Here is a 13,219-nt window from a genome sequence, read left to right on the forward strand (position 1 = left end):
ATGTCATGGACGAGGAAAAACCGAAATTCAGCCGGATCCTCCTCAAGCTCAGCGGCGAGGCACTTGCCGGCCAGCAGGGTTACGGCATCGATCCCGAAGTGATCGCCGATATCGCCTCCGAGATCAAGGAGGTGGTCGCCCTCGGAGTTCAAGTTGCACTGGTCATCGGCGGAGGCAATATTTTCCGCGGCGTCGCGGCCGCCTCCAAGGGCATGGACCGGGCCAGCGCCGACTACATGGGGATGCTGGCCACGGTGATGAACAGTCTGGCGCTTCAGGATGCGCTGGAAAAGATCAGCGTGGTTACCCGAGTGCAGTCGGCCATAGAGATGCAGGAGGTCGCCGAGCCCTATATCCGGCGCCGGGCGGTGCGTCACCTGGAGAAAGGTCGCGTCGTTATCTTCGCGGCCGGGACGGGAAATCCCTTTTTCACCACCGATACTGCGGCAAGTTTGCGGGCAATGGAGATCGGGGCCGAGGTCATTCTCAAGGCCACGAAGGTCGATGGAGTTTACAGCGCCGATCCCGTCAAGGACAAGACCGCCGTCAAATATCCCACTCTTACGTATCTGGATGTCCTCAAAAAAGGTCTTCAGGTCATGGATGCGACGGCGACTTCGCTGTGCATGGATAACGATCTGCCCATTGTGGTTTTCAATCTGACCCAGCGGGGGAACATCAAAAAGGTGGTCATGGGTGAGCAGATCGGCACCCTGGTCAAAGGAGATGTAGCTCATGTATAACGATGTCATCAGTCTGGGCCGCGCCGGCATGGAGAAATCCATCGATGCCCTGAAAAAAGAGCTCGCCAGAATCCGTACGGGACGCGCCTCGACGACTCTGCTGGACGATGTGCGAGTAGATTACTACGGAACTCCGACGCCGCTCAATCAGATCGGCACCTTGACCGTTCCCGAGCCCCGGCTCATTACCATCCAGCCCTGGGAAAAGAACCTGATTCCCGCGATCGAGAGGGCTATTCTCAAATCGGACCTGGGACTCAACCCTTCCTCGGACGGACAACTGGTGCGGATCGCGATTCCTCCTCTTACGGAGGAGCGTCGCAAGGAAATGTCCAAGATGACCAGGCGCATTGGAGAGGATGCCAAGATCGCCGTCCGCAATGCCCGGCGCGAAGCCAACGAGAATCTCAAAAAACTCGAAAAGGATAAGGAGATCTCCGAGGATGAATTGAAGCGGGGTGAAAAGGAGATCCAGGATCTGACGGACGGATATGTAAAAAAGGTCGACGAAATCGTAGCGACCAAGGAAAAAGAAGTCATGGAGATCTGACGCCGACAGATGCGTCAGCAACCAAACAGAGGAGGTAAGTATGGCTCTCAAAATCACTGAAGAATGTATCGCCTGCGGCACCTGCGTCGACACCTGCCCGACCGGAGCTATTGTTGAAGGCGGCGACATCTACACCATTAATGATGACTGCACCGAATGCCGGGCTTGCATCGACAGTTGCCCCGTCGATGCCATCACGGAATAACGAAAAACCGGGGCGCCGCACAGGCGCCCTTTTATCATCCCTTCTCAAGCCTGTCCCCCTTGCCTGACAGGATGTTTCGTGTTAGGTTTAGTTCCCTTGTCGGGTAAGCATTTCATTGCTGGTTGAGCGAGTCATCGCATGCGTATTCCTCGGCATCTTGCCATCATAATGGACGGAAACGGTCGGTGGGCCGAACAGCGTCAGCTGCCCCGTATCGCCGGCCATCACCGGGGTGTGGAAACGGTTCAGACCGTGGTCAAGGAATGCCGGGCCATCGGAATCTCCTGTCTCACTCTTTACGCTTTCAGTTCCGAGAACTGGGGACGGCCAGAGGAGGAGGTGAACGCCCTTATGGGGCTCCTTGCCGAGTACCTGAGAAGCGAGCTGAAAACCATGATGGATAGAGGCATCCGGCTGAAAGTTATTGGCGAAACCAGCCGTCTGCCGGTCGAGGCGAGAAAAGTCCTTGACGAGACGGTCGCCCGCACCAGGGACAATCATGATATGGTCCTGACCCTGGCCCTATCCTACGGCGCCCGGAACGAGTTGGTGCGGGCTGCGAGATATCTTGCCGGCGAAGCGCTCGCCGGCAGAATGGCGCCTGGAGACATCAATGACCGGACGGTAGCTGCGGCTCTCGATACCGCCGACCTGCCGGACCCCGATCTGCTCATCAGGACCAGCGGCGAGATGCGGATCAGCAATTTCCTGCTCTGGCAGCTCGCCTATACCGAACTTTATTTTTCCGAGGTTCTCTGGCCCGACTTTGATGAACGGGAACTGCGTCGGGCGCTTAAGGAATACAGCCGGCGGCAGAGGCGTTTCGGATTGACCGGCGAGCAGGTGCGGACTGACGACTGCTGCCCGGGGGAGGGACATCATTAAACAACGCATCCTCACGGGGGTGGTAGCTCTCCCGCTGCTGATTCTCTTCGTCATTTACACCAATACGGTACTGTTCACTGCTCTCGTCTGCGGCATAACTTTTCTGGCCCTGTTCGAATACTATGCGATGTGTCTGCCTGCCGAACGTGCCCGGGAACGAATCACCGCCGCGGGCTTCGGAGTACTTCTGGTTCCCCTCCTGAGTTTTCATCGCCCCGATCTGCTGACGGCGGGCGTGGTATTTTCGGTTCTCTTTTTCGCTATCTTTTTTCTGCTGCGCTTTCGTGACCTGAATACCGTCGTCCAGCATCTGACTCTGCTCCTTTTCGGTTTACTTTATCTGCCGCTGCTCCTTGGCCATCTGGCTCTGCTTCGGGGACTTCCCTTCGGCCGGGAATGGATTTTCCTGGTCCTTCTCATCGTCATGGCTGGGGATACGGCCGCGTATTTTACCGGAGTCTCACTGGGCCGGCGCAAGCTCTATCCCGCCATCAGCCCCAATAAGAGCATCGAAGGAGCCCTCGGTGGCCTGGCCGGCAGCCTCGTCGGCGCTCTCATTGCCAAGTTCTGGTTCTTCCCCGCCCTGATATTGCTGGACTGTGCAGTGCTGGGGCTTTTTCTCGGCGTGCTCGGGCAACTGGGAGATCTGTTCGAATCCATGCTCAAGCGGAGTTTCGGAGTCAAGGATTCAGGAACGATCATTCCCGGACATGGGGGTATGCTCGACCGCCTGGACAGCCTCCTGTTCGCATTCCCGCCGGCTTATTACTATGCACTGCTGCGTTTCGGAGGGGGCGCTCCATGAAAAATCTCGCCATCCTCGGTTCGACCGGTTCCATCGGAGTCAGCACTCTTGAAATAGTAGCCGCCCATCCGGACAGCTACCGGATCATCTCTCTTACAGCGGGGAACAATCTGGCCCGGCTGGAGGAGCAGATCCGTCGGTTTGAGCCCCTGACTGTGGCCGTCGTCAAGCCCGAGGACGCTCGTGCTCTAAAAAAATCCCTCGGACCGGGAGGCCCCGAAGTTCTCTGTGGAATCGAAGGGCTGATCGCCTGCGCCGCACACTCCGAGGTTCATATGGTCGTATCGGCCATCGTCGGTGCGGCCGGTCTCGTCCCGACCATGGCGGCGATCGAGGCCGGCAAGGACGTGGCTCTCGCCAACAAGGAGACACTGGTGACGGCGGGGCCGCTGGTCATGGAGGCGGTGGCCCGAAAAGGGGTGAACCTTTATCCGGTGGACAGCGAACATTCTGCCATTTTCCAGTCCATGGAAGGTCACCGCAAAGGGGACATCCGGCGTCTGATCCTTACGGCTTCGGGGGGGCCGTTCCGAAAAAAGGCCCTGGCGGAACTTCGGGAAGTGACCCCCGCGGCCGCCCTGGCGCATCCCAACTGGAACATGGGGCGAAAGATTTCCATCGATTCCGCTACGATGATGAACAAGGGGCTGGAAGTCATCGAAGCCCGATGGCTCTTCGAGCTGCCGGCCGATCGCATCGCGGTGCATATCCATCCTCAGAGCATCGTACATTCCATGGTAGAATATGTGGACGGTTCGGTCATTGCTCAGCTTGGAATCCCCGATATGAAAACCCCCATCGCCTATGCGTTGTCCTATCCGGAGAGGCTGACGCTCAACCTTCCTCCTTTGGACCTTTGTTCCCTCGGGTCCCTGACCTTCGAGGAGCCGGACCTGGAGCGCTTCGCCTGTCTTGCACTGGCCTATGAGGCTTTGCATCTTGGGGGGACGGCACCGGCCGTACTCAATGCGGCCAACGAGGTGGCGGTAGATGCGTTTCTGAATGGTAAAATTCCTTTTCTCGAAATCCCGGCCGTCATCCGTGCCGCTCTGGAGCGGCATCAGCCTCAGCCTCTGATGCACATCGAAGAGGCTTTGCGGGCCGATCTCTGGGGCCGCGAGACCGCCCGTCTGATTATCGATACGCCAAGCTGACTGGAGGATACATGCTCACCGTTGTCGCCGGCATCATCATGCTAGGCATTCTGGTCTTTGTCCATGAACTGGGACACTTCTGTATCGCCAAGCTTTCGGGAGTCAAGGTCCTCAAGTTTTCGCTCGGTTTCGGTCCCCGACTGGTCTCCAGGAAGTGGGGAGAGACGGAATACATGGTCTGCGCCGTCCCTCTTGGGGGTTACGTCCAGATGCTCGGTGAAGGCAGCGGAGAGGAGGGGGAGACCGGCGAGTTGAGCCCCGAAGACCGCAAACGCTCCTTTGCCGAACAGCCGGTGGGGCGGCGGACGGCAATTATTGCCGCCGGTCCAGCAATGAATCTTCTCCTCCCCTTTCTTATTCTTCCCGTCGCCTACATGTCCGGGATCGATCTCCCTGCCTACTTCGACCAGCCTCCCTGCATCGGCTATGTGGCTGCAGATACCGAAGCCAAATCGACCGGATTCCGGGACGGCGACTGCATCGTCTCCGTCAATGAAGAGCCGGTCTCCTCCTGGTCCGATACGAACATGGTCCTGATCGGTCATGCCGGCGATCCCCTCGATTTTCAGGTGCGCAGGGGACAGCAGACTGTCATCATCACCATGACTCCCGAGAACGGTGGGCTGGAAGGGCTGCGCTCTCTCGGTCTGCATCCGCAGCAGGAGGCGGTGGTGGGGGGAGTGGCACCGGGCATGCCCGCCGAACAGGCGGGGATTAAAGCAGGAGACCGGATCGTGACCGTCGAGGGGGAACCGGTCGATTCCTGGTACGATCTCCGCCCGATCATCCAGGCACTGGACGGACGCCCCGCGACTCTGACCATCGAACGTGAGGGGGAATCACTGAACTTGACTGTTCAGCCGATCAGGGAAAATGGAGCCGATTACCTCATCGGGGTGGCTCCTCTTCAGGAGACCGTCCATAAACGCTTCGGTTTCATCGAGTCCGTCAGGGCCGGAGCCGAAAGGACCGTGGAGCTGGTTCAGATCACCCTGGTTTTCGTTCAGAAGCTCTTTTCCGGTGACGTTTCGACGAAAAACATCGGCGGCCCCATCACCGTGGTGCAGATTGCCGGCCAGGCGGCTCAGACCGATCTCTCCAGCGTGCTGACCATCCTTGCCTTTCTCAGTATCCAACTGGGGATTCTGAATCTCTTCCCCATTCCGATCCTCGATGGAGGCCACCTCTTCTTCAACCTTTTCGAACTCGTTTTACGGCGGCCGCTGTCGATGCGTGTTCGCGAGATTGCCCAGCAGATAGGCCTGCTTCTCATCGTTCTGCTCATGGTTCTGGCTTTCTATAATGACTTCGTCAGAATCTTTACCGGAGGGCCGTGATGGACGAACTTCTCCTTACGGTGGACACCTCCACCCCCTGCGGGAGTGTCGCCGTCAGCCGTGGCGAGACGATCCTGGGGGAGGTCCTCCTCAATATTAAATCCAATCATACCGACCGGCTTCTGTTAACCATCCGACAGCTGCTGACCGATATCGGAGTGACCACTGAAGGACTGGATGCCCTCGGCGTAGTCGTCGGCCCCGGCTCCTTTACCGGACTGAGAGTCGGTGTAGCCACCGTCAAGGGGCTGGCCCTGGCGCTGGACAAACCGGTGGCGGGGGTTTCGTCCTTGCGGACAATGGCGCTGCAGGTTCCTTTTCCCCGCCATCCTCTCTGCGTTCTGCTCGACGCCCGCAAAAAAGAAGTCTATGCGGGGCTCTTCGGCTGGGAAGGGGGAATGCCCGTTTCCCTGGCGGAGGAAGCCGTGCTCCCTCCGGAAAAGCTTCTTCAGGACCTCGAAGGAGAAGTTCTGTTTGCCGGTGACGGAGCCCTTGCTTACCGAACCCTGATCGTGCGTCAGTTGGGAGCTCGTGCCCATTTCATTCCCTGGCCTTTTCACCTGCCCCGCGCCTCGTCGGCGGCAGCTCTGGCCCTGGCCGATCTGCGCCAGGATCGAACCATTCCTCTGGAGCTCCTGGCACCCCGATATATTCGCCTTTCCGAGGCTGAGATCATGTGGACCCGGCGCCTCGATTCAGGTCTTATTGATAGTTGACAAGGTTTAGCCCTTTCGTTATTTTAAAATGGTATTTTTGTTATTTTTAACCCCTTTGCCGCGGGAGGTGCATGATGCAGGCGAATGATCAGACGCTGGTGCAGCAGTTATGCGATGGAAACGCCCGGTTCCGCATGCTCTATGAGGAACACCTGCTATTGGAAAAGGAACTGCGGAAACTGGAACAGAAAACCTTCCTTACTCCCGAGGAAGAGGTGGAAAAAAAGAAGATCCAGAAACTGAAGCTGGCCGGAAAAGATGAGATGGAACTTATCCTCATCAGGCACAGGCAGTAACCATGAATCCGTTCTGAACCGCATAAGGGTTCGGGCAGGATGCCTGAACCCTTTGCTTTATAGAGCCGGTTGCCCGGCCGAAGGATCTTTACCTGGGCTTCACGGTTGGTTCCGGCAGGGGCTGTAGAGCCCCTGCTTCATTTACGACCATAAAAAGGGATATGCTTCATATGAGTGCCAAACGCAGTGATGCCATTACCAAAGGATTCGAAAGAACTCCCCACCGTGCTCTCCTTAAAGGGACCGGCGTCCCCGCCGACCAGATGGACAGACCGTTTATCGGAATCGCTACTTCCTTTACCGACCTGATTCCGGGCCACACCGGCATGCGGGATCTGGAGCGGTTTATCGAAAAAGGGGTCCATACCGGCGGCGGCTATTCCTTCCTCTTCGGCATACCCGGCGTCTGCGACGGCATTGCAATGGGCCACAAGGGAATGCATTATTCCCTCCCCACCCGTGAACTCATTGCCGATATGATCGAATCGGTGGCCGAGGCCCATCGTCTCGACGGCCTGGTGCTGTTGACAAATTGCGACAAGATCACCCCCGGCATGCTTATGGCGGCCGCCCGTCTCGACATTCCGTGCCTGGTGGTGACGGCCGGCCCGATGATGACGGGCAGCGGTCAAAAAGGGCGCCGCTTCTCCTTCGTCACGGACACCTTCGAAGCCATGGCCCAGTACAAGGCTGGAGTTATCGACGAGAAGGAGCTCATGGTCTGCGAAGACCAGGCCTGCCCTACCGCAGGCTCCTGTCAGGGGCTTTTCACCGCCAACACCATGGCCATTCTTACCGAAACGCTGGGGATGAGCCTGGTGCGCTGCGGCACCGCACTGGCGGTCTCATCCCTGAAGAGGCGCATCGCTTTCGCCTCCGGCGAGAGGATCGTCCAACTGGTCCGGGAAGGGATCACCCCCCGCCAGATTCTCACCCGCGAGGCCTTCGAGAACGCCATTCGCGTCGACCTGGCCTTGGGCGGATCGAGCAATACCGTGCTGCACCTCCTCTCCATCGCCAGGGAGGCCGGGGTCGATCTTCCCCTGGAAGACTTCGACAGGCTGAGCCGGGAAACGCCCCAGCTCGCCTCCATGAATCCGGGCGGCAAGCATTTCATGGAAGACCTGGATGCTGCCGGCGGAGTCCCGGCGGTTCTCTATCAGCTGCGCGACCGGATTCTCGACAACCCCACCCTGACCGGACCGACCGTGAAGGAGATCGTCGCCAGCGTGGCCCAGGTGGACGAAGAGGTGATCCAGCCCATCTCTAGCCCGGTGCGTCCCGAAGGGGGAATAGCCATCCTCAAGGGCAATCTCGCCCCCGACGGCGCGGTGGTTAAGCAATCGGGCGTCTCCGAGAAGATGATGAACTTCGAAGGACGCGCCCGCTGTTTCGACTCGGAAGAGGGGGCCATGCAGGCCCTGATGAACGGACAAGTCGTGGCCGGCGACATCGTGGTCATTCGCTATGAAGGGCCCAAGGGAGGGCCGGGCATGAGGGAAATGCTGGCTCCGACCGCCACCCTGATGGGACTCGGCCTGGGGGAGAGCGTGGCTCTCATCACCGACGGCCGGTTCTCCGGAGGAACCCGGGGGCCCTGCATCGGACATATTTCGCCCGAAGCTGCCGAAGGAGGCCCGATAGCACTGATCGAGGACGGCGATGCCATCATTCTCGACATCCCAAACCGCCGACTCGAACTCAAGGTAGACGAGGCGGCCCTCGAACAGCGCCGGGCAGCCTGGCGAAAACCTGAACCCAAGATCAAGAGCGGCTGGCTGGCCAGGTATGCCGCAGTAGTAACATCGGCCAATACGGGGGCGATCTGCAAGGCATAAACAAAGCTGTAAGCCGCAAGCTTATAGCTTAAAGCTTAAAGCTTAAAGCTTATAGCTATAATCATTTCTCTGGAGGAGGCTTTTTGTGAAAAAGACCGGATCGCAGATACTTCTGGAATGTCTGCAGCTGGAAGGGGTGGATACCGTCTTCGGTTATCCCGGGGGAACGGTCATCAACATCTATGATGACCTGATGGATTATCCGATCAAGCATATCCTGAACCGCCATGAACAGGCCGCGGTGCACGCCGCCGACGGTTATGCTCGGGCCACCGGCAAGGTCGGTGTGGCCATCGCCACCAGCGGCCCCGGCGCTACCAATACGGTCACAGGAATCGCCACCGCCTACATGGATTCGATTCCGCTGGTGGTCATCACGGGCCAGGTGCCTACGCCCTTGATCGGCAATGATGCCTTCCAGGAGGCGGACATCATCGGCATTACCCGTCCCATCACCAAACACAACTACCTGGTAAAGGATGTTCGGGACTTGGCCAGGGTGGTCAAGCAGGCCTTCTACATCGCCCGCACCGGACGGCCGGGTCCCGTACTGATCGATCTGCCCAAAGATGTTCAGATAGCCTCCACGACATTCGAATATCCCGAAACCGTGGAGCTCAGGGGGTACAAACCGACCTATAGCGGCAATATCCGCCAGGTCGAGAAGGCGGTCAAGATGCTTCTGGCTGCCCGCAAGCCAGTGATTTATGTGGGCGGCGGGGCCACTCTGGCCGATGCGTCAACCGAACTGAAGGATCTCGCCGAAGCCATTCAGGCACCGGTGACCACCACCTTGATGGGCATGGCCACCTTTCCCAAGAAGCACCCCCTTTCTCTGGGAATGCTCGGGATGCACGGCACCTATTATGCCAACATGGCCATCACCAATGCAGACCTGCTGATAGCCGTCGGTGCCCGCTTCGACGACCGGGTGACCGGGAAAATAAGCTCCTTCGCACCCGACGCCAAGATCATACATATCGATATCGATCCGACATCGATCAAGAAAAACGTACGGGTCGATCTCCCCCTCGTCGGCGAGCTCAAGGATGTACTCCAGAAGATGCTGAAAAAATTGGCCGAGCAGGGAAAGGCGGTTTCCGCCCTGGTCGAGAGTACCGAGCCCTGGCGGAACGAGATCGCCGACTGGAAAGAAAAGCACCCGACAAGCTACAACCCCTCGACATCCGTCATTAAGCCCCAGTTCGTCATTGAGAAAATCCGCGAATTGACCGACGATGATGCGATCATCACCACCGAGGTGGGGCAGCACCAGATGTGGACGGCCCAGTTCTTCGATTTCTCCCGCCCCCGAACTTTCCTGACTTCAGGCGGACTGGGAACTATGGGGTTCGGACTGCCGGCGGCCCTCGGTGCGCAGGCCGGTTTTCCCGAGCGACAGGTCATCGACATCTCAGGAGACGGCTCCTTTCAGATGAACTCGCAGGAACTGGCCACCCTCGTCCAGTACCGGCTGCCTGTCAAAATTGTCATTCTCAACAATAATTTTCTGGGAATGGTACGCCAATGGCAGCAGCTCTTCTTCAATAAGAGATACAGCCAGACCTGCATGGAGCTGCCCATCGATTTCTGCAAGCTGGCGGAAGCTTACGGAGCCACCGGTCTCTCCGCCAGCAAGCCGGAAGAAGTCGAGGGAGTCATCCGCAAGGCCCTCGAGACCCCCGGTCCGGTCATCATGGAGTTCAAGATCGCTCGGGAGGAGAACGTCATGCCCATGGTTCCGGCCGGCGCCGGCCTCAACGAGATGGTCCTGGCTTCCTGAAAGGGAAATTCATAGGTCTTATAAGTCTTATAGGCCCTATGGGACCTATGCTTTTTAAGGAGATTTTTTCATGAAACATACAATCTCGGTGCTGGTTGAAAATGAGTTCGGGGTTCTCTCCCGGGTATCAGGACTCTTCTCCGGACGAGGCTTCAATATCGAAAGCCTCTCGGTTGCTCCAACTTTTGATCCGAGCATCTCCAGGATCACCCTGGTGACGCGCGGAGACGATCAGATTCTGGAACAGATCACCAAGCAGCTCAACAAGCTGATCGATACCATCAAAGTCATCGACTTCACCGGTCAGGACTACGTCGAACGCGAGATGGCCCTGGTCAAGGTAACGGCGGAGGAGGAAACCCGTGCCGAGGTCCTGCGGATCGCCGATATTTTCCGTGCAAAGGTCGTGGACGTGACTCCCCGTTCCTATACCATTGAAATCACCGGGGCGCCGACCAAGATTGATGCCATCATCGAACTCCTTCAGCCGATGGGAATCAAGGAACTCGTGCGGTCGGGTCCGGTGGTTCTGGGACGCGGCTCCAAAGGATGGAAGGGGACGGATTAGACTCATTGGGAAAACAGGCTCCGAGGCGCTTCATGCGAAAAGGGATTGGCATGAGGCGCCTCCCTGTGCTATAAGAACAGGTCATTTCCCGGGATCCCGGTCCCGTTTTTCAGGAGGAATACAGAGAATGAACGTTTATTACGACAAGGACGCCGACCTGTCCATCATTAAGAAGATGAAAGTGGCCATCGTCGGCTACGGCTCCCAGGGTCATGCCCACGCCAATAATCTCAAGGATTCAGGAGTCGATGTCACCGTAGCCCTGCGCGAAGGCTCCGCCTCGGCCAAAAAGGCACAGAATTCCGGATTGACGGTCAAGAATGTTGCCGAAGCCGTGGCGGCCGCGGATCTGGTGATGATCCTGACCCCCGACGAATTCCAGTCCCATCTTTACCGGGACGAGATCGAGCCGAACCTCAAAGAGGGGGCGACCCTGGCGTTCGCCCACGGGTTCAGTATTCATTACAATCAGGTCGTGCCCCGCGCCGACCTGGATGTCATCATGATTGCTCCCAAGGCCCCCGGTCACACCGTCCGTTCCGAATTCGTGAAGGGTGGCGGCATTCCGGATCTGATCGCGATTTTCCAGGATGCGTCAGGCAAGGCAAAGAGTGTGGCGCTTTCTTATGCCAGCGCCATCGGCGGCGGCCGAACCGGGATTATCGAAACCTCGTTCAAGGACGAGACCGAAACCGATCTCTTCGGCGAACAGGCGGTCCTCTGCGGCGGCGCCGTGGAACTGGTCAAGGCCGGGTTTGAAACCCTTGTCGAAGCCGGCTACGCTCCGGAGATGGCCTATTTCGAGTGCCTGCATGAGCTAAAACTCATCGTCGATCTCATGTACGAGGGCGGGATCGCCAATATGAACTATTCCATCTCCAACAACGCCGAATACGGCGAATACGTCACCGGCCCGAGGGTCATCAATGAGGAGAGCCGTAAGGCGATGCGCGAGTGTCTGACCAACATCCAGACCGGTGATTACGCCAAGCGATTTATCCTCGAAGGGCAGACCAACTATCCTGAGATGACGGCCCGGAGGCGCCTCAATGCCGCCCATCCCATTGAACAGGTCGGTGAGCGTCTGCGCAGCATGATGCCCTGGATTCAGAAAATTGTAGACAAGAGCAAAAACTAATGCGGTGAGGCGTGAAGGATGTGGTGTGAGGGGTCAAGGCCCCTGCATCTTACGCCTCACGCCTCACGCCTTTCGGTGAATTATGCGCAATCAGAATCAACCCGTGGCGAGCGAAGGTTATCCCTTTATCGCCCTGTTCGCGTTCGTGACACTGGTCTTCGCTTTGCTGGACTGGGATTTGCCGGCCTTTGTTCTTCTTTGTCTGACCCTGTTCACCGTTTACTTCTTCCGCAACCCAGAACGCATCATCCCCGGTGAAGAAGGAGCAGTTCTCTCCCCCGCCGACGGCAAAGTCATCTTTGTCGGCAAGGTCATGGAGGAGCGCTACTTCAAGGAAGAAGTGGACAAGGTCAGCATATTCATGTCGGTTTTCAACGTTCATGTCAACAGGGCTCCCTGCAGCGGCAAGATTCTGGACATGTTTTACAACAAGGGAGAGTTTTTCAATGCCTCCCTGGACAAGGCCAGTCTACAGAACGAACAGGCGGGTATGTTGATCGAAGCCGAAGGGGGTCAGCGCCTGCTGTGCGTCCAGATCGCCGGCCTTATCGCCCGGCGGATCGTCACCTATCCGGTGATCGGCGACATGCTGGAGCGAGGCATGCGTTACGGGCTGATCCGCTTCGGATCCCGCGTCGACATTTATTTCCCTCCCGGATCGGAAATCCGGATCGGGGTGGGGGATCGTACGGTGGCCGGCGAAAGCATTCTCGGCTCTCTGCGATGAATGATACGCGCCCTCCTTATGACCGGAGGGAGAGTCTGCGCAAAGGGGTTTACATTCTCCCCAACCTGTTTACCACCGGCAGCCTGTTTGCAGGTTTTTACGGTATCGTGGCGACCATGAACGGCGGCTATGTGGTCGCTGCCTGGTTTATTCTCATCTCGTCCATTTTCGATGCCCTCGACGGAAAAGTCGCCCGCCTGACCGGCACCACCAGTCGCTTCGGCGTCGAATACGACTCTCTTGCTGATCTGGTGGCCTTTGGAGTAGCGCCCGGACTGCTCATGTATGCTTGGGCCCTCAAACCCTTCGGTAAGATGGGTTGGCTTGCCGCCTTCCTCTATGTTGTATGCGGGGCTTTGCGCCTTGCCCGTTTTAACGTGCAGGTCAATACCGTTGAGTCGCCCGCCTGACCGGCACCACCAGTCGCTTCGGCGTCGAATACGACTCTCTTGCTGATCTGGTGGCCTTTGGAGT

At 57.8% G+C, this 13,219-nt stretch carries 14 protein-coding genes and 1 pseudogene; all 15 read left to right on the forward strand.

Annotation, left to right across the window (positions count from 1 at the left end):
* Positions 1 to 5: 5 nt before the first annotated feature.
* Positions 6 to 743, forward strand: a complete 738-nt coding sequence (pyrH, locus tag DTF_RS0109015) for a UMP kinase (protein WP_027715058.1) — start codon at positions 6 to 8, stop codon at positions 741 to 743.
* A complete protein-coding gene (frr, locus tag DTF_RS0109020; protein WP_027715059.1) occupies positions 736 to 1,293 on the forward strand; it encodes a ribosome recycling factor in 558 nt (185 codons plus the stop codon). Before pyrH ends, frr begins: the two co-directional genes overlap by 8 nt.
* Before the next feature lie 40 nt (positions 1,294 to 1,333).
* Positions 1,334 to 1,498 (forward strand): DUF362 domain-containing protein, encoded by a 165-nt coding sequence (locus tag DTF_RS0109025; protein ID WP_027715060.1) that lies wholly within the window; start codon positions 1,334 to 1,336, stop codon positions 1,496 to 1,498.
* 138 nt (positions 1,499 to 1,636) lie between these two features.
* Positions 1,637 to 2,383 carry an isoprenyl transferase gene (locus tag DTF_RS22785; RefSeq protein WP_035056395.1) on the forward strand — a complete coding sequence of 249 codons (747 nt, stop codon included), beginning with the start codon at positions 1,637 to 1,639 and terminating at the stop codon, positions 2,381 to 2,383.
* Between the two features lie 7 nt (positions 2,384 to 2,390).
* The gene (locus DTF_RS0109035) at positions 2,391 to 3,188 is read left to right on the forward strand and encodes a phosphatidate cytidylyltransferase (protein WP_304412860.1); all 798 of its coding nucleotides are present in this window, start codon (positions 2,391 to 2,393) and stop codon (positions 3,186 to 3,188) included.
* The gene (locus tag DTF_RS0109040; protein ID WP_027715062.1) at positions 3,185 to 4,342 is read left to right on the forward strand and encodes a 1-deoxy-D-xylulose-5-phosphate reductoisomerase; all 1,158 of its coding nucleotides are present in this window, start codon (positions 3,185 to 3,187) and stop codon (positions 4,340 to 4,342) included. Before DTF_RS0109035 ends, DTF_RS0109040 begins: the two co-directional genes overlap by 4 nt.
* 11 nt (positions 4,343 to 4,353) lie before the next feature.
* Complete coding sequence (gene rseP, locus DTF_RS0109045) at positions 4,354 to 5,679, forward strand: RIP metalloprotease RseP (RefSeq protein ID WP_027715063.1); 1,326 nt, start codon at positions 4,354 to 4,356, stop codon at positions 5,677 to 5,679.
* Positions 5,679 to 6,395: a tRNA (adenosine(37)-N6)-threonylcarbamoyltransferase complex dimerization subunit type 1 TsaB gene (tsaB, locus tag DTF_RS0109050; protein ID WP_035056401.1), complete on the forward strand. Its 717-nt coding sequence runs from the start codon at positions 5,679 to 5,681 to the stop codon at positions 6,393 to 6,395. The genes rseP and tsaB overlap by 1 nt, the downstream gene beginning before the upstream one ends.
* 71 nt (positions 6,396 to 6,466) lie before the next feature.
* Complete coding sequence (locus DTF_RS0109055; protein WP_226989239.1) at positions 6,467 to 6,691, forward strand: DUF465 domain-containing protein; 225 nt, start codon at positions 6,467 to 6,469, stop codon at positions 6,689 to 6,691.
* A 170-nt stretch (positions 6,692 to 6,861) separates the two neighbouring features.
* Positions 6,862 to 8,529: a dihydroxy-acid dehydratase gene (gene ilvD / locus DTF_RS0109060; RefSeq protein ID WP_027715066.1), complete on the forward strand. Its 1,668-nt coding sequence runs from the start codon at positions 6,862 to 6,864 to the stop codon at positions 8,527 to 8,529.
* A gap of 85 nt (positions 8,530 to 8,614) precedes the next feature.
* Positions 8,615 to 10,312: a biosynthetic-type acetolactate synthase large subunit gene (gene ilvB, locus DTF_RS0109065; RefSeq protein ID WP_027715067.1), complete on the forward strand. Its 1,698-nt coding sequence runs from the start codon at positions 8,615 to 8,617 to the stop codon at positions 10,310 to 10,312.
* 70 nt (positions 10,313 to 10,382) lie between these two features.
* Positions 10,383 to 10,880: an acetolactate synthase small subunit gene (ilvN, locus tag DTF_RS0109070; RefSeq protein WP_027715068.1), complete on the forward strand. Its 498-nt coding sequence runs from the start codon at positions 10,383 to 10,385 to the stop codon at positions 10,878 to 10,880.
* Between the two features lie 127 nt (positions 10,881 to 11,007).
* Positions 11,008 to 12,018, forward strand: coding sequence for a ketol-acid reductoisomerase (gene ilvC, locus DTF_RS0109075; protein ID WP_027715069.1), 1,011 nt, complete (start codon positions 11,008 to 11,010; stop codon positions 12,016 to 12,018).
* 82 nt (positions 12,019 to 12,100) lie between these two features.
* Entirely contained in the window at positions 12,101 to 12,745 is a 645-nt protein-coding gene (locus DTF_RS0109080) for a phosphatidylserine decarboxylase family protein (RefSeq protein WP_027715070.1), read from the forward strand.
* A pseudogene (gene pssA, locus DTF_RS27150) lies at positions 12,742 to 13,219 on the forward strand (CDP-diacylglycerol--serine O-phosphatidyltransferase); the annotation flags it as partial. The gene DTF_RS0109080 and the pseudogene pssA, both read left to right, overlap by 4 nt.

It is taken from the genome of Desulfuromonas sp. TF, assembly GCF_000472285.1.
GTDB lineage: Bacteria > Desulfobacterota > Desulfuromonadia > Desulfuromonadales > ATBO01 > ATBO01.

Coding starts and splice junctions, on each gene's coding strand:
- pyrH (WP_027715058.1), top strand. CDS start 6: ATGGACGAGGAAAAACCGAAATTCAGCCGGATCCTCCTCAAGCTCAGC.
- frr (WP_027715059.1), top strand. CDS start 736: ATGTATAACGATGTCATCAGTCTGGGCCGCGCCGGCATGGAGAAATCC.
- DTF_RS0109025 (WP_027715060.1), top strand. CDS start 1,334: ATGGCTCTCAAAATCACTGAAGAATGTATCGCCTGCGGCACCTGCGTC.
- DTF_RS22785 (WP_035056395.1), top strand. CDS start 1,637: ATGCGTATTCCTCGGCATCTTGCCATCATAATGGACGGAAACGGTCGG.
- DTF_RS0109040 (WP_027715062.1), top strand. CDS start 3,185: ATGAAAAATCTCGCCATCCTCGGTTCGACCGGTTCCATCGGAGTCAGC.
- rseP (WP_027715063.1), top strand. CDS start 4,354: ATGCTCACCGTTGTCGCCGGCATCATCATGCTAGGCATTCTGGTCTTT.
- tsaB (WP_035056401.1), top strand. CDS start 5,679: ATGGACGAACTTCTCCTTACGGTGGACACCTCCACCCCCTGCGGGAGT.
- DTF_RS0109055 (WP_226989239.1), top strand. CDS start 6,467: ATGATGCAGGCGAATGATCAGACGCTGGTGCAGCAGTTATGCGATGGA.
- ilvD (WP_027715066.1), top strand. CDS start 6,862: ATGAGTGCCAAACGCAGTGATGCCATTACCAAAGGATTCGAAAGAACT.
- ilvN (WP_027715068.1), top strand. CDS start 10,383: ATGAAACATACAATCTCGGTGCTGGTTGAAAATGAGTTCGGGGTTCTC.
- ilvC (WP_027715069.1), top strand. CDS start 11,008: ATGAACGTTTATTACGACAAGGACGCCGACCTGTCCATCATTAAGAAG.
- DTF_RS0109080 (WP_027715070.1), top strand. CDS start 12,101: ATGCGCAATCAGAATCAACCCGTGGCGAGCGAAGGTTATCCCTTTATC.